Source organism: Mucilaginibacter aureus (genome assembly GCF_053514885.1).
This window is the reverse complement of the sequence record NZ_CP170601.1, coordinates 1,831,977-1,851,150: the sequence shown is the minus strand read 5'-3', so window position 1 is coordinate 1,851,150 and position 19,174 is coordinate 1,831,977. Positions and strand designations below refer to the sequence as shown.

18 protein-coding genes are annotated in these 19,174 nt (G+C 45.1%); 11 read left to right on the top strand and 7 right to left on the bottom strand.

Annotation, left to right across the window (positions count from 1 at the left end):
- Positions 1 to 61: 61 nt before the first annotated feature.
- Positions 62 to 1,300, top strand: a complete 1,239-nt coding sequence (locus tag ACFGVR_RS07810; RefSeq protein WP_448702218.1) for a carboxypeptidase-like regulatory domain-containing protein — start codon at positions 62 to 64, stop codon at positions 1,298 to 1,300.
- A gap of 36 nt (positions 1,301 to 1,336) precedes the next feature.
- Here the strand turns inward: ACFGVR_RS07810 and ACFGVR_RS07805 are convergent, their stop codons facing one another.
- Positions 1,337 to 2,038, bottom strand: a complete 702-nt coding sequence (locus ACFGVR_RS07805) for a L,D-transpeptidase family protein (RefSeq protein WP_448702216.1) — start codon at positions 2,036 to 2,038, stop codon at positions 1,337 to 1,339.
- Positions 2,039 to 2,215: 177 nt separating this feature from the next.
- Here ACFGVR_RS07805 and ACFGVR_RS07800 point away from each other — a divergent pair, with 177 nt between their 5' ends.
- Positions 2,216 to 4,063: an ABC transporter ATP-binding protein gene (locus ACFGVR_RS07800; protein ID WP_448702215.1), complete on the top strand. Its 1,848-nt coding sequence runs from the start codon at positions 2,216 to 2,218 to the stop codon at positions 4,061 to 4,063.
- A gap of 186 nt (positions 4,064 to 4,249) precedes the next feature.
- On the opposite strand, the gene ACFGVR_RS07795 is transcribed toward ACFGVR_RS07800, so the two are convergent.
- Together ACFGVR_RS07795 and ACFGVR_RS07790 are read right to left on the bottom strand one after the other, a co-directional pair.
- Positions 4,250 to 5,251: an anion permease gene (locus ACFGVR_RS07795; RefSeq protein WP_448702214.1), complete on the bottom strand. Its 1,002-nt coding sequence runs from the start codon at positions 5,249 to 5,251 to the stop codon at positions 4,250 to 4,252.
- Position 5,252: 1 nt separating this feature from the next.
- Positions 5,253 to 5,903 carry a DUF47 domain-containing protein gene (locus ACFGVR_RS07790; protein ID WP_448702213.1) on the bottom strand — a complete coding sequence of 217 codons (651 nt, stop codon included), beginning with the start codon at positions 5,901 to 5,903 and terminating at the stop codon, positions 5,253 to 5,255.
- Positions 5,904 to 6,092: 189 nt separating this feature from the next.
- On the opposite strand from ACFGVR_RS07790, the gene ACFGVR_RS07785 reads away from it, so the two are divergent.
- Entirely contained in the window at positions 6,093 to 7,979 is a 1,887-nt protein-coding gene (locus ACFGVR_RS07785) for a sensor histidine kinase (protein WP_448702211.1), read from the top strand.
- On the top strand, positions 7,979 to 8,680 hold the full coding sequence (locus ACFGVR_RS07780) for a response regulator transcription factor (RefSeq protein ID WP_448702210.1): 702 nt from the start codon (positions 7,979 to 7,981) through the stop codon (positions 8,678 to 8,680). The genes ACFGVR_RS07785 and ACFGVR_RS07780 overlap by 1 nt, the downstream gene beginning before the upstream one ends.
- Here the strand turns inward: ACFGVR_RS07780 and ACFGVR_RS07775 are convergent.
- From ACFGVR_RS07775 to ACFGVR_RS07760, 4 genes are all read right to left on the bottom strand, one after another.
- Positions 8,643 to 8,747: a hypothetical protein gene (locus ACFGVR_RS07775; RefSeq protein ID WP_448703033.1), complete on the bottom strand. Its 105-nt coding sequence runs from the start codon at positions 8,745 to 8,747 to the stop codon at positions 8,643 to 8,645. The two genes, ACFGVR_RS07780 and ACFGVR_RS07775, sit on opposite strands and share 38 nt — an antisense overlap.
- Positions 8,702 to 9,097, bottom strand: coding sequence for an HIT family protein (locus tag ACFGVR_RS07770; protein ID WP_448702209.1), 396 nt, complete (start codon positions 9,095 to 9,097; stop codon positions 8,702 to 8,704). Before ACFGVR_RS07770 ends, ACFGVR_RS07775 begins: the two co-directional genes overlap by 46 nt.
- Positions 9,098 to 9,189: 92 nt before the next feature.
- Entirely contained in the window at positions 9,190 to 9,663 is a 474-nt protein-coding gene (gene greA / locus ACFGVR_RS07765; RefSeq protein ID WP_448702208.1) for a transcription elongation factor GreA, read from the bottom strand.
- Between the two features lie 188 nt (positions 9,664 to 9,851).
- A complete protein-coding gene (locus ACFGVR_RS07760) occupies positions 9,852 to 10,778 on the bottom strand; it encodes a 2-hydroxyacid dehydrogenase (protein WP_448702207.1) in 927 nt (308 codons plus the stop codon).
- A gap of 110 nt (positions 10,779 to 10,888) precedes the next feature.
- Between ACFGVR_RS07760 and ACFGVR_RS07755 the strand changes: the two genes are divergently transcribed.
- The 7 genes from ACFGVR_RS07755 to infB all read left to right on the top strand — a co-directional run bounded on the left by ACFGVR_RS07755 (position 10,889) and on the right by infB (position 19,116).
- A complete protein-coding gene (locus ACFGVR_RS07755; RefSeq protein WP_448702206.1) occupies positions 10,889 to 11,545 on the top strand; it encodes a FadR/GntR family transcriptional regulator in 657 nt (218 codons plus the stop codon).
- Positions 11,546 to 11,572: 27 nt separating this feature from the next.
- Complete coding sequence (locus tag ACFGVR_RS07750; RefSeq protein WP_448702205.1) at positions 11,573 to 12,802, top strand: MFS transporter; 1,230 nt, start codon at positions 11,573 to 11,575, stop codon at positions 12,800 to 12,802.
- Positions 12,803 to 12,820: 18 nt separating this feature from the next.
- A complete protein-coding gene (locus tag ACFGVR_RS07745; RefSeq protein WP_448702203.1) occupies positions 12,821 to 13,174 on the top strand; it encodes a hypothetical protein in 354 nt (117 codons plus the stop codon).
- Positions 13,175 to 13,319: 145 nt separating this feature from the next.
- Positions 13,320 to 14,150 carry a phosphatidylinositol-specific phospholipase C/glycerophosphodiester phosphodiesterase family protein gene (locus ACFGVR_RS07740; protein WP_448702201.1) on the top strand — a complete coding sequence of 277 codons (831 nt, stop codon included), beginning with the start codon at positions 13,320 to 13,322 and terminating at the stop codon, positions 14,148 to 14,150.
- Positions 14,151 to 14,372: 222 nt separating this feature from the next.
- A complete protein-coding gene (gene rimP / locus ACFGVR_RS07735; RefSeq protein WP_448702200.1) occupies positions 14,373 to 14,849 on the top strand; it encodes a ribosome assembly cofactor RimP in 477 nt (158 codons plus the stop codon).
- A gap of 6 nt (positions 14,850 to 14,855) precedes the next feature.
- A complete protein-coding gene (nusA, locus tag ACFGVR_RS07730; protein ID WP_448702199.1) occupies positions 14,856 to 16,091 on the top strand; it encodes a transcription termination factor NusA in 1,236 nt (411 codons plus the stop codon).
- A 58-nt stretch (positions 16,092 to 16,149) separates the two neighbouring features.
- On the top strand, positions 16,150 to 19,116 hold the full coding sequence (gene infB / locus ACFGVR_RS07725; protein ID WP_448702198.1) for a translation initiation factor IF-2: 2,967 nt from the start codon (positions 16,150 to 16,152) through the stop codon (positions 19,114 to 19,116).
- Positions 19,117 to 19,174: the final 58 nt, after the last annotated feature.

The window sequence follows — 19,174 nt, the reverse complement described above, 5'->3', positions numbered from 1 at the left end:
ACAACATTCATTAAAACAAACGAATTGTAAAACAACTAAAAATTTAGTTAATTTTACCGGCATGATGCGCAAACTGCTCATATTCCTATTACTATCGCCCTTTTCACTATCCGCGCAAATCACTATCACCGGCAAGGTAATTGATGCGAATAGCAAGCCCGTGCCTTTTGCTAACGTGTTTTTAAGCAACACACAGGTTGGCACCCAAACAAAGGACGATGGGTCGTTCGCGCTCAGCAATGTAAAACCGGGGCAGTATGATATGGTGGTATCTTTTATCGGGTACCAAACCAACCATCAAAACATTAACGCCGGCAATACCGGTATCAGCCTGCCGCCAATTGTGCTGGCGTTGAGCAATAAGCAGTTAAAAGAAGTGCGTATCGGTCCGCCCGATCCTAACCGCAAAAATTACCTGGAGTTGTTTACACGCGAGTTTCTGGGCCGCTCAGAAAACGCTGCCGATTGTAAGATACTTAATCCCGACGTGCTCGACCTGGACTATGACGGCGCCAAACGAACGCTCACTGCCAGTTCGGATGATTTTCTGATCATCGAGAACAAAGCACTGGGTTATAAGATCCATTATCAGCTCACCAGTTTTATTTTGACCATGCAGCCCGGCACTTCAAGCACTTACTACTATGGTAATGTGCTTTTTGAAAATATGCAGGGTTCGCGTTCGCAGGTTAAAAAATGGGAAAAGAAACGGCTGGAAACCTATCTCGGTTCGGGCATGCATTTTCTGCGGTCGATTATCGCCAACCGGCTGGATACCGATGGATTTAAAGTACTGCGGCTGATACGCAAACCCAACCCTAATCGGCCTCCTGATGAGGTGATACGCGCCAGGATAAGGCAATTTAGCCAGCCGGTAAATGGCATTAACAACATCAAATATCCCGATACGGGTTACGGGCCCTTTGCCGATTCGCTTAAATACTGGCGCGAAAAGTTTAATATGCCTAAGATATTTGAGTACCTGGTAAACAAACCTTTGCTGCCTGCCGACTTTGTACAACGCGCGGATGCCAGAAACTTATATGCCCTAACCTTTACCGATTACCTGTACATTGTTTATCCTAAAAAAACCAGCCGGCCTGCAAAGGATATCCAGCTACACCCCAAAGAGGAGGTTAATTATACTGCAACTACCGTTACCCTACCCAAAAAATTTGCCGTGTTTGATCAAAACGGCATTTTTATTGACCCTACCAGTACTTTATTTGAGGGCGAATGGGGTAAAAGCGGCAACGCCGACCTGTTGCCGGTTGACTATATGAGCCCCCTAACCCCCTAAAGGGGAAATTTCGATATTCATTATTCGATATTCAATTTACTTTCCAAACCAATACTGTTTATCTTTTATCCCCGCAACAACCGGTATGTGCTTTTGTTCAAACAGGTCATAACCCGGTTTCATAGTTTTCCAGAATTGCCTGTACGGCGATGAGGCATATTGGCGCATGTGCCCGGCATCCATTCGGAAAGGAAAAATATCAAGCTGTACTTTTTGCTGCCCTGCTTCAAAAGCTTTATAAACCAATGTGTAAATTTCTTCTATCCGCGCATCCGTCATGGCATAGCAGCCTATCGATGCGCAATGCCCGTGCACCATAATGGCATCGCCGGTATAGCCTTTTAGTTGCTCCAATTTGTTGGGATACCCAACATTCATGGCCAGGTAATAATTGCTTACCGGGTTGAGCTGCTTAGGTTCAAGGGTATAAAAACCTTCGGGGCTTTTACCATCGCCCGACCTGGTTTTGGTGCCCAGGCCACCGGAGAAAAAGCAAACCTCGTAGCTTTTAAACAACTCATATTGTTTTGCGGCTTTAACCCAAACCTCAAGCATATGCTCGCTTTTAAAAATGCGCAGGTAAACCCCACTCATTTTAAGGTTTTTGCTTTCCAGTTCGGTTTGTAGTTTTGGCCATACATTGTCGCGTACATCGCTGGCGCGTTTGCTATCGGGCAGGTTGGTTTTGTAATTAAAAGCACCCAGCAAGATCAGCAGGGTAAATAATAGTTTAGGCATAAGGCGTAGGTTGGTTATGTTTATCCTAACGATGCGCAGATCGTATAATTTCCACAAGCCTTAAAAAAATTTCAGGGCCGATGCAGTCGACTTAAAACCAGCCGGCAGTGTGATCTTTTTATTGCAAAATCACTTTAATTTTCAATTACCTATGCCGCCTTTTGTTAATTTAGCCCAATGAAGCTTAGGGACTTTTTTAATGTTGCCCCCCGCGACACCCACAACGTAACTTTAAAAGAGCGTGTAATGGCGCTTGGCAATCTGCCGGCCCTATTTAAACTGGTATGGCAAACCAGTAAATGGATGACCATTTGCACCTTTGCCCTGCGCATTGCCAAATCGGCATTACCTTTATCTATATTGTATGTTACCAAGCTGATACTTGACGAGATAACCAGTATGATAACAGGCAAGGGCCCGGTATCGCACCAGCATTTGCTCATGCTCATCGCGCTTCAGTTTGGCCTGGCTATCATATCAGATATATTGGGCAGGCTCGTTTCGCTTGTTGATGCCCTGCTTGGCGACTTGTTTTCAAACCATACCTCTATCCGCATCATGGAGCATGCGGCCACGCTTGACCTTGACCAGTTTGAAGATTCGGTTTTTTATGATAAGCTTGAACGTGCCCGCCAGCAAACCGCGGGCCGTACCGTATTACTTACCCAGGTGATGAGCCAGATACAGGATTTGATCACCATTGGCGCTTTAGCCGTGGGGCTGCTTACGTTCAACTTTTGGCTCATTGCCTTACTGCTGGTTACTATCATCCCTTCCTTTTTAGGAGAAGCTTATTTTAACGACCGTACCTATGCCCTTACCCGCGGGCAAACCCCCGAGCGGCGCGAACTGGATTACCTGCGCTACATTGGCGCCAGCGATGATACCGCCAAGGAGGTTAAAATTTTTGACCTTTCGGGATTTATTATCGACCGTTTCAGGGTTTTATCAACCAAGTTTTACCGCGAAAACAGTGTATTGGCCATCAAACGTTCGGCCTGGGGTGCGCTGTTTTCATTCATTGGCACAGCGGGCTATTATGCTGCCTACCTTATTATTGTTTTTAGCGCCGCTGTCGGTAAAACCACCATCGGGCAGCTGATGTTTATGGTTGGTTCGTTTAGCCAGGTACGCAGTCTGATGGAGGGTATCTTATCGCGGTTTACCTCGGTATCGCAAGGCGCTATTTACCTGCGCGACTTTTTTGATTTCTTTGAGATCAAACCTAAAATACCCGTACCGGCAAACCCGCTTCCGTTTCCAAACCCAATGGTTGAAGGCTATACTTTTGAGAATGTTGGCTTTAAATACCTTAACAGCGAGCGCTGGGCAAACCGGCATTTGAACTTTACCCTGCGCCCAGGCGAAAAACTGGCCCTGGTAGGTGAGAACGGTGCGGGTAAAACTACCCTGGTTAAGCTGCTTTCGCGATTATACGACCCTACCGAAGGGCGCATATTACTCGATGGGCACGACCTGCGCGAATACGACCTTACCCAGCTGCGTATGCAAACAGGTATTATTTTTCAGGATTTTTTACGCTACCAGTTTACTTACGGGCAAAATATAGCTGTAGGTAACATTAAGCAGCTGCACAATACTGACCTGATAAAAAGAGCTGCACAATTAAGCCTTGCCGATGTATTGATTGCCAAACTGCCCGACCAGTACGATCAAATGCTTGGCCGTCGTTTTAACAAAGGGGTTGAGCTATCGGGCGGCGAATGGCAAAAAGTGGCTCTGGCACGTGCTTATATGCGCGACGCCGAACTGCTGATATTAGATGAGCCAACTGCCGCTTTGGATGCCCGTGCCGAATACGAAGTATTTCAGCGGTTTGCCCAGTTAACAACAGGCAAAACAGCTGTATTGATTTCGCACCGTTTCTCAACCGTGCGCATGGCCGACCGTATTTTGGTTTTAGAAAAAGGCGAGCTGATTGAAATTGGCAGCCATGAAGAATTGCTGCAAAAGGACGGCCGTTACGCCGAGCTGTTTAACTTGCAGGCTGCGGGGTATAGGTAATTTTGACAGACAACTACTCCTGGACGATCCTTCACCACGCGTCATTGCGAGGGACGAAGCAATCCCCGACTTACAGAGCCGCTCTGCCTATTGGGGATTGCTTCGCTATCGCTCGCAATGACGCGCGTAGAGCAATAACCTAACAACGCCTATGTGTAACGAATTAGTAATCTTAGACTGGAAAAATTAAAACTGCTTAACCACTAAAAACACCAGGCCGGCTATAAGTGCAGAGATGGGGATGGTAATTATCCAGGCCCATATCAGGTTAATGGTAACCCCCCAGCGCACTGCCGATACCCGTTTGGTTAAACCCACACCAATAATTGAACCCGTTAAAGTATGTGTAGTTGATACCGGTATACCAAAACGCTCGGTAATAAATAAGGTAACAGCGCCGGCTGTTTCGGCGCTCACACCTTCAAGCGGGGTAACCTTGGTTATTTTAGTACCCATGGTTTTCACAATTTTCCAACCGCCGCTCATGGTGCCTAAAGCTATGGCCGAGTAGCAGGTTAAAGGTATCCATTCGGGCATATCAGCACCGGCTACCAAATGTCCGCCTGCTATTAGGGCCACGTAAATAATACCCATTACCTTTTGCGCGTCGTTACCCCCGTGGGCAAAGCTCAACGCACCCGATGATATCAGTTGCAGCCGCTTAAACCATTTCTCGGTTTTTGATGGGCGCATGTTTTTACAGATATGCAAAATGGCAATGTTAATGGCAAAACCAATAATACTGCCCAATATAGGCGCTAAAAATATAAAGGCAACTATTTTGATAATAGGTTCGGCATTTACTGCATCAAAGGCATTTTGGTGCATAAACATGGCATTGGTCATGCCGGCGCCCGCAAAACCACCAATCAGCGTGTGCGATGAGCTCGATGGGATACCAAACCACCAGGTGATGAGGTTCCAGGTAATGGCGGCAATAAGACCGGCCAATATAACATCTAAAGTAATAAAGCTTTCGTGTACTGTTTTGGCAATGGTGTTGGCTACTTTATGATCTTTAACTAAAAAGTAAGCCAGAAAGTTAAAAGCTGCGGCCCACAGCACAGCCATTAACGGCGAAAGTACCTTGGTTGATACCACGGTGGCTATGGAGTTGGCCGCATCGTGAAAACCATTGATAAAATCAAAAATGATGGCTAAGCAAATAACCACAACAAGTAATGTCATGCTACGCGTTTTTAACTAAAATGGTTTCCATTACATTGGCTACATCCTCGCACATATCGGTAGCATTTTCTAAGGTCGCTAATATCTCTTTGTATTTGATCAGCTTAATCGCATCCTTTTCGTATAGAAAAAGGTCGGCAACAGCACGGTCAAATACATAATCAGCTTGGTTTTCAATGCTGTTAATGCGGATACACGAGTCGGCAATATTACGTACGTTCTTCAGGTCTTTTAACTCGCGTACCGCTTTTTCCATATCAATACTGGCCTGTAATATCAGGTCGGCCAGTTTGCGGATAGGTACCGTAAAATCTTCTATCCGGTACAGGTTCATCCGGTTGGCAGCGCCCTGTATGTTATCGGCAATATCATCAATGGCGGTAGCCAGGCTGTGTATATCTTCCCGGTCAAACGGAGTAATAAAGTTCTTACCTAACTCAATATAGATCTGGTGGGTCAGCTCGTCCCCTACATTTTCAAGCTTATCTATCTGTTTGTACAGCTCGTCGCGGGTTTCAGGGTTGTGCGAGTTTACCGTTTCAACCAAAACTGTGGCTATGGCTACTACGTTATTAGCGGCTTGTTCAAATAGAGGGAAAAAAACTTTTCTGTCTTTAGGGACGAAGTATTGAAAGATGCTGTTTAGCGACATTTGTCTTTATAATTTGTGTAGTACAGACAGGCAAAGATAACCCGGTTATGTTAAGTTAATGTTAAGCAATAAAAAATGATGAACTATTATTACCAGCCTCACAACACGTTGCATTTACCTTATTTTATGTTAACATTTGTTAACAGACTCGCCGTTTGCAGTCAATAAGCCATATCTTCATCGCTAAGCATGAAAAAGAAACTGGGTATTGCTTTTACATTGATCGCGCTCTCGCTGATCGGCATTATCGTTTTCCAGGGATACTGGACCGTTAACGCTTACCGGGTAAACAAAAAACAGTTCGATAGCGATATCGACAGCGCCATGCTGCGCGCCATGGATAGTTGCAAGCGCGATTATTTTGATTCGATACGGATTGTGATGATCAAAAAGTTATCAACCGATTATATCATCCGGATAGATACCAATACCGCGCCCGATCCAGGCAATATCAGTTATGATATCCGCGTGGCGCATAAATCACAAGAATCGTTAATGATGGTGAATGCTCCGTTTACCATGCGGGCGCTCAACCTCAACTATTATAAAACTAAGATAAAATATACCGGACGCGAAAGCATCCCGGCACTGCTTACGGAAATGTCTTTCTACGTACCCACTTTTTTATACCAGCTCACCTTTGCTTTCCAAATGGAAGAAATGAGCAGTGGCATGGCACGGTTTAAAGCCATTAACCGTGCCAGTTATAAAGCCGATAGTGCTTTACGCGCTAAACAAAAGGCAGAGTTGCAAACCATTGATCCTAACCCCAACCCCATACAACCCAGGGATAGCGCTTTTGACCGCGGCCTGCACGATCTGTTTTACAAACACAATTCGGGCAAGCACACACCTGCAGACGATTCGTTATTTAAGCAGCAAATAAAAGTACTGGCAGCTAAACACAAAGCTTTTTTAAATTCCAAACAATCACCAGGCGCTCTCAAGCTCACTGTACCTCCAAAACCTGCCGACACACTGCTTAAACACTCCATTAATATGATGTTTAAGCAGGAACGCGACAGTCGTATGCCGCCGCATTTTCACCAGGCCGATAGCGCCAGAATTTACAAGTACTTTAAAAAAGAGCTTGTGCATATTAATATCATTGCACCATTTAAGTTAACGTTTGTCCCGAAAGATCAGCGTGAGAAAAAAGTAAGCGAGCTATATAGTGAGACTACTGCATTTCCGTATCGGTACCACGGGTTTGATTTTTTAACGCCCAATATCACCACCATTAACACTACCTACACCAAGGCAGTGTTTAAATCACCCCAATATGCGGTAATGAAAAGCATGCTCATCAACCTGCTGTTCTCAGCGCTGTTGATAGCCCTTACCGGATTTTGCTTTTTGTATGTGTACCGCACCATTGTTGAGCAAAAAAAGCTGGCCGAGTTAAAGGATGATTTTATCAACAACATGACACACGAACTCAAAACGCCAATAGCCACCATCAGCGTAGCTATTGAGGGCCTGCAAAACTTTAACGCGCTGAACGATCCCGAAAAAACCCGGCGCTATCTCGAAACATCGCGCGAGCAGCTGACCCGCCTCAATCAACTGGTAACCAAAGTGCTTAACATTGCCGCTTTTGAAGGCAAGGAGGTGGACCTGGCTGTAACGCCGATAAAGATGGATGACCTGGTCAATGATATCATTCGCAGCGAAAAAGCCAAGGCTACCAAAACGGTGAGTTTTAGCTATGCTAACCGCGATGGCATTGAAACCATTACTGCCGATGTTTTTCATCTGCGTAACGTGCTGCATAACCTGATCGACAACGCCATTAAATACTCGGGCGATGCAGTGGATATTGTGATCACTGTTTATACGGAAGATAACATGGCCTGCATTTCTGTAAAAGATAATGGCATTGGTATTGCCCCCGCCGATGCCGCACAGGTGTTCGATAAGTTTTACCGTGTACCCACCGGCAATATCCACAATGTAAAAGGCACCGGCCTGGGCTTAAGTTATGCCAAATATATTATTGAAGCCCACGGAGGCAGCATTGCGGTTAAAAGCGAGCCGGGCAACGGTGCCGAATTTATAATAGCTTTACCCAATTAATGGAAAAGATAAAAGTTTTATTAGCCGAAGACGAACTTGCACTGGCCCACATTGTACGCGAAAGTTTAGAGGAACGCGATTTTGCTGTTACGCTTTGCGCGGATGGGCAGCAGGCGCTTAAACAATATACTTTAGCCAAACCCGATATTTTGGTATTGGATGTAATGATGCCCAAAATGGATGGTTTTGAGGTAGCCCGCACCATTCGCGAAAGCGACCGTAAAACGCCGGTTATTTTTTTAACCGCACGCTCGCAAGCCAAAGATGTGGTAATGGGTTTTGAAATGGGTGGCAACGACTATTTAAAAAAGCCTTTCAGTGTTGAAGAGCTCATTGTACGTATCAAAGCATTGCTGAGCAAAGACCGGCTCATCAGTGAGTACACAACCCCCAAGCAGGATAATAACGAGGTTTTTGAGATAGGTGCTTTTACCTTCAGGCCCAACAAAAACATTATTGAGCACGGCACACACCGCCAGCAGCTAACCTCCCGCGAAAGCGATGTTTTAAAACTATTGTGCAAACACAAACAGGAAACCATAACCCGCAACAAACTACTCAACGAGCTTTGGGGCGACGATAGTTTTTTTAACGCCCGCAGCCTTGATGTTTTTATAACCAAACTGCGTAAGTATTTAAAAACCGATCCCAATGTACAGATCATCAATATCCGTGGCATTGGGTATAAGCTGGTTTGGTAGTGCGGCGATTACTTTGGTCAATTACTCCCTCAATGCGCCTTTGATCTTTTCGGCTGTAGCCTGAAATTCTTCGGGGGTGAATTTTAGTTTGGGTTTGGTAAAGTTCATATCGTTTACCCCATTAATGGGAATGAGGTGGATATGTGCATGGGGTACTTCCAGGCCGATCACCGTAACACCGATGCGGTTGCAGGGCAATACCTTTTTCATGCCCGCAGCAACAATTTTGGCAAATATCTGCAGGCCGGTATAGGTTTCATCATCCAGGTCGAACAAATAATCCACTTCCTTTTTCGGTATCACCAGCACATGGCCCTCGGCCAGCGGGTTAATATCCAAAAAAGCCAAAAACTCAGTGGTTTCGGCTACTTTGTATGCCGGTATATCGCCTGCTACTATTTTTGAGAAGATGGTCATTGGATGTCTATTTAGTGATTTATTGAATGATTGACTTATTGATTATAGCATCAATTAAAAATCAATCACTCAATAAATCGATCATTCAATCATTATCTTGAGATCTCAAGTATCTCAAACTCTATTTTACCAGCCGGAACGGTGATCTCTGTTTTTTCGCCAACCTTTTTACCTAACAGGCCTTTAGCTATAGGCGATGTTACCGATATTTTACCGGCTTTCATATCGGCTTCGCTTTCAGATACCAGCTGGTAGCTCATAGTAGCGCCGTTGTTCATGTTTTTGATCTTAACTATTGACAAGGCCAATACTTTAGTGCTATCTAACTTGGTTTCATCAAGCAAACGGGCGTTTGACATGGCTTCCTCCAGTTTAGCTATTTTAGCTTCGTGGTGGCCTTGCGCATCTTTCGCGGCATCATATTCCGCGTTCTCCGATAAGTCTCCCTTGTCACGCGCCTCAGCAATCGCTTTAGCTATCTGCGCACGTCCTTCAGTTTTTAAGTATTGAAGTTCGTCCTTTAATTTTTGTAATCCATCTTTGGTGTAGTATGCTACATCTGCCATAACGCACAATTATTTAACTAATATTAATTCCTAAAGTCTTTAAAAAAAATAGCCCTCCTGTTTTGTGAGAAGGACATCAACTGGTTATTAAAAACAAACAAGACTATATGGACACGCGGCCTACATAGTCTTGCTCAATGTAAAACGAAGATAAAGGATTTATGTTCTAAATTCCAAATCTTTAGTTTTTATAAATTCAATTCCTTTAATTTCTCTGCCATTACCTCGCTTATTTTCCGGTACGATTCAAACGTCCATCCGGCCACATGCGGACTCAGCATCACCTTTCCGCTTTGTCTCAGCTCGTCAAACCAGCTTTGTTCGGCTACAGCCGGAAATTTTTCAACCTCAAGCACATCCAAACAAGCACCTAATACTTTGTCTTGCTTTATCGCGTTTAAAACAGCCTGTGTTTTTACCACCTTCCCCCGCGAGGTATTGATCAAAAATATTGGCTTTCTAAAGTGAAACAGGTATTCATCATCCACCAGCCCGTTGGTTTCGTTAGTAAGCGGTATGTGTAAGCTCAGTACATCGCTGCGCTTTACAATTTCTTCCATGCCCACCTCGGCAGCGTATTTATCGCTAAAGCCGGTTTTATATTTATCGTAAGCAATAACCGTTACGCCAAAACCGGCCAGTTTGCGGGCAAAGCTTTGCCCCATAAAACCATAACCAACAATACCCACCGTGCGGCCCTTTAACTCATAACCCCGGTTACCCTCGCGGTTCCATATCCCGTTGCGCACCTCGCTATCGGCTCGGTTCAGGTTATTCATCAGGCTTAACAGCATTCCCACCGCATGCTCGCCAACTGCATCCATATTGCCTTCGGGCGCATTTATCAACGTAATGTTTTTTTGCCGGGCATAGCCCTCGTCGATATTATCCATACCGGCACCGGCACGGCAAATAAAACGCAGATTGGTTGCAGCATCAAACACCGCCTTATCCACCTGGAACTTCGATCGTACTGCCAACCCTTCATAATCAGCTATTACATTTAAAGTATCCGCCAGGGTAAATTTTGGCTGATAGTTACAGGTAAAACCCAGCGCTTCGGCCTGCTCCATAAAAGCTGGGTGCAGATCGTCGACAATTAAAATATTCTTCAATTCGTGTTTAATTATCCGGCAAAGATAAGAAATACCGATGTGCAGATGTGCAAGTAACAGCTGATTTGCTTTTTTCAAAATATTCACTCATCTTTGATTCATCAGATGATATGATGAATACTCCCATACGCAAACTTTCCTTAGCCGATGAGCTGGCCGAACAACTGCGCGTTCAAATAATCGGCGGTCAATATAAAGTTGGCGAGCAACTGCCCATCGAACCTGAACTGATGAAAAAGTTCAGCGTGGGGCGTTCGTCCGTTCGCGAAGCCATCCGTATTTTGGCAAACTCGGGTTTACTGCTGGTACAGCAGGGCGTGGGCACTTTTATCCAGGAACATGCCGGCATTACCGAGCCTTTGCAGCAACGCTTAAAACGTGCCGAAAAGAAAGATCTTGACGAGGTAAGAAACCTGCTCGAAATGAACATCGTCAAAAAGGCAGCCGAAAATCATACGTCAAAAGACATCCAAAACATTAAGCAGGCATTGGATAAACGCAATGCTGTAGCCTTAACCGGCTCACTGGAAGAATGCGTACAAACGGATATCGATTTCCATATGAGCATTGCCCACGCCGCAGGCAACCCTATCCTGGCTGATCTGTACCAATCGTTTGCCATACAGCTTAAAAATTACAACTTAAAAAACTTTACCGATACCACGCCCTACCGCGATAGCATCGCGAGCCATACCGAGCTTTACCAATGCATCAGCAATCGTGATGGCGAAGCAGCATGGCGCTGTATCGAAAAGATCATCAACTAATACATTTACCCTAAATCATCAGATGATATGACGAGCGAAACACAAACCCAACCCTTAGCGCAAACAAAAGCCGTAGCCGAAAAAACCGTTTACTCCATTTTATTTACTATCAGCCTGTCGCACCTGCTCAATGATATGATGCAGTCGGTCATCCCGTCTATATACCCGCTCATCAAAACTAATTTTCATTTAAGCTTTAGCGATATCGGCCTGGTTACCCTTACTTACCAGTTAACCGCGTCGCTATTACAGCCCTTTGTTGGCCTATACACCGATAAAAAGCCCAAACCCTATTCGTTAGCTATAGGCATGAGTTTTACTTTACTGGGGCTGGCAAGTTTGGCCTTCGCATCGAGCTTTGCTTTTATTTTATTGTCGGTTAGCCTCATAGGCATTGGTTCATCCATATTTCACCCCGAATCATCAAGGGTAGCACACCTGGCATCGGGCGGCAAACGCGGCCTGGCACAATCCATATTTCAGTTGGGCGGTAATGCAGGTAGTGCCATCGGTCCGTTATTGGCCGCACTCATCGTTATACCTTTCGGGCAAAGCAGCATCATGTGGTTTTGTTTAGCAGCGCTGTTAGGCATTGTTATTTTACTCAACATTGGTAAATGGTATAAAAAGGTTGCCGTGCCTAAAGCATCAAAAGCTAAAACAGCAGCTAACGAAACGCATCACTTATCAAAAAAACACATTAACATTTCATTGGGTATCTTACTGCTGCTTATTTTTTCAAAATACTTTTACCTGGCCAGCATGACCAGCTATTTCACCTTCTTTCTGATCAGCAAGTTTCACCTTAGTGTGCAAAGCTCGCAGATCCATTTATTTATCTTCCTGGCATCGGTAGCTACCGGTACACTGGCAGGCGGCCCTTTAGGCGATAGGTTCGGCCGTAAATACATCATCTGGATCTCCATATTGGGTGTAGCGCCCTTTACCCTGCTGCTGCCCTACGTTAACCTGTTTTGGACAACCGTGTTATCCATCGGTATCGGTTTTATCCTTTCCTCGGCATTTTCGGCTATACTGGTTTACGCGCAGGAACTGATGCCCGGTAACGTAGGGATGATAGCCGGTCTGTTCTTCGGTTTTGCATTCGGTATGGGCGGCCTTGGCTCAGCGGTGTTGGGTAAACTGGCCGATCACACCAGCATTTATTATGTTTTCCAGGTGTGCGCTTTTTTGCCGCTCATCGGTATCCTTACGGGATTTTTACCTAATTTAGGAACGAAAAAGAAAACGCAATAAATAACAAAACAACAGCTTATGAAAATGCTATCCCTCGAACCCTTTGTCCCATCGGGTACTAATTTTGATGGTTCTAAGCAGCTTTTCCTCGAGTTGGGCTTCAAGATCAACTGGGACCAGGGAGATTACGTTGGCTTTCAGTGCGACGAATGCCGCTTTGTTTTGCAGAGATTTGACTTACAAATTTTTGCCGAAAACTTTATGCTCAGCGTTAAGGTGGATAACGTAGCCCAATTCAGGCAAATGGTGATCGATAAACAATTGCCGCAAAAGTTCGGCATCCGTATCAGCGGCATAAACCAGCAGCCTTATGGCAAAGAGGTTAACCTGATTGATATAGCAGGTGTTTGCTGGCACTTTGTTGAACAATAACTTAATATAAAACACCATTAATTTAACCGTTATTTAATACATTAGCAATGTCGCACAGCTAATTTTGCCCGCAGCAAAGAAAATGATAATGCAAAGAGGTGGGTGTTGTTTAAAGCATGTAAAAATAGTTTTCTCAGTTATATTAATGCTGGTATTTTTAAACGCCGGCGCACAAAACCCACCACTTACCAACGCCTTTGCCCATAACGATTACTGGCACAAACGCCCGCTGTTTGATGCACTCGACAATGGCTTTACCCATCTTGAAGCCGATGTATATTTACGTGACGGAAAATTGATCGTTGCTCACTTTTTTCCTTTTTTAAAAAAGAAACGCACCCTTGAGCAGTTGTATCTCGATCCCTTATCCACCCGCATTCAACAAAACAAACTCATCGGTAGCAGTTATCCGGTTACGCTATTGATCGATATTAAATCGGATGCCGAAAGTACCTACCAGGCATTGCAATTGCTGTTGCAAAAATACCGCCCCCTGTTAACCAGTTACCAGGATGGCGTGATCATCCAACGCCAGCTCACCATTGTATTATCAGGGCATAAGCCTTATAACCTTTTAGCGGCCCAGCATTACCGCCTGGCATTTATTGACGAAGACCTGAGAAAAGTGAAGCGTGATACCGTTGCCAATCTGTGCCTGATGGCGAGCTGCCGGTATTCGCATTTTTTAACCTGGAACGGCGATGGCGAAATGCCGGTAAAAGAACGCAACCGCCTATGCAGTTTTGTTAAAGCTGCCCACCTTTATGGCAAAAAAGTAAGGTTATGGGCTTCGCCCGAAAATAAAACAGTATGGAAAGAGTTGCTTAACTGTGGTGTTGACCTCATCAACACCGATCAATTGGCTAAACTGCGTACCTTTTTACTGGATAATGCAACCAAATACGCAAACGTTGAAAAACCACAGGCAAGCCATCTTTCACTGCCGGCCTATGATCCTGATTCTGAAAAAGAATGATCTGATATTTCCCTTATTTAACAACTTAAAGCACAATACTTATAATCTTCCATAAATCCGAAATCGAAAATTCGAAATTCGAAATAAATTCGAAATCTCACATCCGAAATCCGAAATCACTCTATCACTTGACATTCAAATAATAATTTGTATATTTGCATCATTAATAACACAATACAGGGAGAGGGGACAATAGTCCCCTCTTTTATTTTACCAAAATAAATGTCTGAAAAGAAAATTGAGCAACGGGTAGCCATGTTGGTGGAGGAAAAAATTTCCGACAGGCCCGATCTGTTTTTGGTTGACGTTAAAATGCTGCCTAACCGCAAACTAATGGTTTTGGTTGATGGCGAACAAGGCATTGGCATTGCCGATTGCGCTGCCATAAGCCGTTTTGTAGGTTTTAAGCTCGAAGAGGAAAATGTAATTGAAGAGGCCTATAACCTCGAGGTTTCATCGCCCGGTATTGATACCCCGCTTACCCTGCCAAGGCAATATACCAAAAACATTGGCCGCAACGTTGGCATAAAAATGCTGGATGGCGCAAAGCGCGAAGGCACATTAAAAAGTATAGATAACGATAACATCATAATTGAAGAAAAAGTAAAAGCCGAAAAAGGCAAAAAGGCCGTGATCCAGGAAAGTATCATCCCCTTGAGCCAGATCGCAGAAACAAAAGTTTTAATATCATTCAAGTAACACACAATGAGCAATATTAATTTAATCGATTCCTTTCAGGAATTTAAAGATTTCAAGAACATCGATCGTCCAACCATGATGAGCGTACTCGAAGATGTTTTTAGAAGCATGATCAGGAAAAAATACGGAACAGACGAAAACTGCGACGTGATCGTGAACACCGATAACGGTGACTTAGAGATCTGGCGTACACGCGTGGTAATGGAAGATGGGTTTAGCGAAGACGATGACCTGGAGATTGAATTGGCAGAAGCGAAGTTACTTGATCCGGATCTGGAAGTTGGCGATGAGCACATCGAGCTGATCACCCTGGAAAGCTTTGGTCGCCGTGCTATTTTAGCCGCCCGTCAAACACTGGTATCTAAGATCCTTGAACTGGAGAAAGACGAGATCTACAAAAAATATAAAGACCGCGTTGGCGAAATTGTAACCGGCGAAGTTTACCAGGTTTGGAAAAAAGAAACTTTGGTATTGGACGATGAAGGCAACGAGTTGTTATTACCCAAAACCGAGCAGATACCTGCCGATTACTTTAAAAAAGGCGATGCCGTTAGGGCGATAGTTCACAAGGTTGATATGATGAACAGCAATCCTAAGATCATCATCTCGCGTACAGCGCCTGAGTTTTTACAGCGTTTGTTCGAACTGGAAGTTCCTGAGATCTTCGATGGTTTGATCACCATCAAAAAGATCGTTCGCGAGCCGGGCGAGCGTGCCAAGGTAGCAGTTGAATCGTATGATGACCGTATTGACCCGGTTGGTGCCTGCGTAGGGATGAAAGGTTCACGTATCCACGGTATCGTTCGCGAGTTGAAGAACGAGAACATCGACGTAATTAACTTTACCAACAACCTGCAATTATATATCCAGCGTGCTTTATCGCCGGCTAAGATCACTTCTATTAAATTAGATGACGAGAAAAAAACCGCGGCGGTTTACTTAAAGCCCGATCAGGTTTCGCTGGCTATTGGCCGTGGCGGACACAACATCAAACTGGCAGGAAAATTGACAGGATATGAAATTGATGTTTACCGTGAAGCCGATGAGCAGGAAGAAGATGTGGACATCGAAGAATTCTCTGACGAAATTGATGGCTGGATACTGGACGAATTTAAACGTATTGGTTTAGATACGGCAAAATCTGTACTGGCACTCAACGTTGGCGAACTGGTAAAACGTACCGATCTGGAAGAAGAAACTATTAAAGAAGTACTTTCTATTTTACAGGCCGAATTTGAATAAAACAGAATAACCAAATTAAAAACGTATTTTTGCAAAAAAAGCGGATAACAAATATTAAATGTCAGACGACAAATCGATAAAATTATTTAAGGCAGCAAAAGAACTAAACATTGGTACAGGTACCATTGTCGACTTTTTAGCGTCAAAAGGTTACAAAATTGAAAAACAACCTAACGCTAAGATCGAGGGTGAAATGTACGATGCGCTCCTGAAAGAATTTCAGGTTGACAAGATCATTAAGGAAGAGGCCAAACAGATCAGCATCGGAAAGATCCGTCGCGAAGAGAACGGCTTACCCGAAAAAGTGGAGCATCACCCGCGTGCCAAAGATTTTGAGCACGAAGAAATTTTAGTTAAAAACTTGCACTCGTATACCCCGCCTCCAGCACCTGCGCCGGCACCGGTTGAAAAACCAAAACCGGCAACCGAAGATCGCGACGAAGCGAGCTTACCGGGTGTTAAAGTGGTTGGTAAAATAGATCTCGACAACCTGGGCGGTAACCGTACCGAAAAGAAAGTTGAGCAACCGCCTGTTGCCGAAAAACCGGCACCGGTAGTTGAAAAACCAGCGCCGGCTCCTGAGCCTGTTGCGCAGGCACCTGCTCCTGTAGTTGAAAAACCGGTTGAGGTTCCTGTTGCTAAACCAGAGCCTGTTGTGCAGGCACCTGCTCCGGTAGTTGAAAAACCGGTTGAAGCGCCTGTTGCTAAACCAGAGCCTGTTGCCGAAGTACAGGCAGAACCGGCAGAAGAAAACGGCGATAACGAAGTGATTCGTGCTAAAGCCGAGCGTTTAACCGGCCCTAACGTAATTGGTAAAATACAATTACCCGATGCGCCAAAACGTAATCAGCCCATCGCATCATCAGGTGGTAACAGTGCCGCCGATCAGCGCCGCAAACGTAAGCGTAAAGAAAACGGGCCAAACCCCGGTGGTGGTCAGCAGCAACGGCCGCAAGGCGGTCAGCAGGGTGCTCCCGGCCAGCAAGGTCCCGGTGCACCTCAGCAAGGCGGTAGCCGTCCCGACTTTAAAAAAGGCGGCAGCAATATCCCTCGTCCCGATTTCAGGAACAAGGGCCAGCAGCCAACTTCAGCCGGAGGCACTAAGGAAGAACCATCAGAAAAAGAAATACAAGACCAGATCAAAGCAACACTTGCCCGTTTAAGCGGTGCAGGTAAATCGGGTAAATTTGCACAGCGTGCCAAGTTCCGTCGTCAAAAACGGGATGACGTAGCCGCGGCTTCAGAACAGGACGCATTAGAGCAGGAATTACAATCAAAGGTTTTAAAAGTAACCGAGTTTGTAACCGCTAACGAGCTGGCATCCATGATGGATGTAGCAGTTACGCAGATCATCTCAACCTGTATGAGCCTGGGTATGTTCGTATCCATCAACCAGCGTTTGGATGCCGAAACCCTGTCAATTGTTGCCGAAGAGTTTGGTTATGAGGTTGAGTTTGTTAAACCGCAGGACGAAGAAGCCAATCTGGACGAACCGGATGCTCCTGAAGACCTGATCCCGCGTGCACCAATAGTGACCATTATGGGTCACGTCGATCACGGTAAAACATCATTGCTCGACTTTATCCGTAAAACAAACGTAATTGGCGGTGAAGCAGGTGGTATAACCCAGCACATCGGCGCATACGAAGTAAAATTAAAAGACAATCAAAAAATCACCTTTTTGGATACCCCGGGTCACGAAGCGTTTACCGCAATGCGTGCACGCGGTGCCCAGGTTACCGATATCGTGATCATTGTGATAGCTGCTGACGATAGCGTGATGCCGCAAACCCGCGAGGCCATAAACCACGCACAGGCTGCAGGCGCACCAATCATCTTTGCTTTCAACAAAATTGATAAACCAGGCGCTAACGCCGATAAGGTTCGCGAGCAGTTATCAACCATGAATATTTTGGTTGAAGAATGGGGCGGTAAATACCAAACCCAGGAAATATCAGCTAAAACCGGCTTAAACATCGACCTGCTTTTAGAAAAAGTATTGTTAGAGGCTGAGTTGCTTGAGTTAAAAGCTAATCCTAAAAAACGTGCCGTTGGTACCGTTATCGAGGCTGCTCTAGATAAGGGCCGCGGTATTGTAACTACCATCCTGGTACAGGCCGGTACATTACGTGTAGGCGATCCTATCCTGGCAGGTTGCTATAGCGGCCGTGTTAAGGCATTAACTAACGAGCGTGGCCAAAGGGTTGACGCCGCCGGACCATCAACACCGGTACAGGTGTTGGGTATGCAGGGCGCACCTACCGCCGGCGATAAGTTTAACGCGCTTGAAAGCGAGCCCGAAGCACGCGAAATTGCCAACAAACGTTTGCAGTTACAACGCGAGCAGGGTTTACGTACGCAAAAACATATTACGCTTGATGAAATTGGCCGTCGTTTAGCGATAGGCAACTTTAAAGAGTTGAACATTATTGTAAAAGGCGACGTGGATGGTTCGATCGAAGCGTTATCCGATTCGTTACTGAAACTATCAACCGATCAGATCCAGGTAAATATCATATCAAAAGCCGTGGGGCAGATCTCCGAGTCGGATGTATTGTTAGCCTCCGCATCAGATGCGATCATTATCGGCTTCCAGGTTCGTCCTTCGGGCAGTGCGCGTAAGCTTGCCGAGCAGGAGCAGATCGATATCCGCCTGTACTCTATCATCTACGACGCGATCAACGAGATCAAAGCTGCGATGGAAGGTATGTTGGCGCCAACATTTGAAGAGAAGATCGTTGCTAACGTTGAGATACGCGAAACCTTCAAGATCAGCAAAGTGGGTACCATCGCAGGCTGTATGGTGTTGGATGGTAAGATCACCCGTAACAGTAAGATCCGTATCATCCGCGAAGGCGTGGTTATTTACACCGGCGAACTGGCTTCGTTAAAACGCTTTAAGGATGATGTTAAAGAAGTTGCTACCGGCTACGAGTGCGGTTTGAACATCCAAAACTTTAACAACATCGAAGTTGGTGATATTGTGGAAGCTTACGAAAACGTTGAAGTAAAACGTAAATTATAATAATTGCTTATTAAAATACAAAAGCCGCTTAGTAAACTAAGCGGCTTTTTTTATGCCT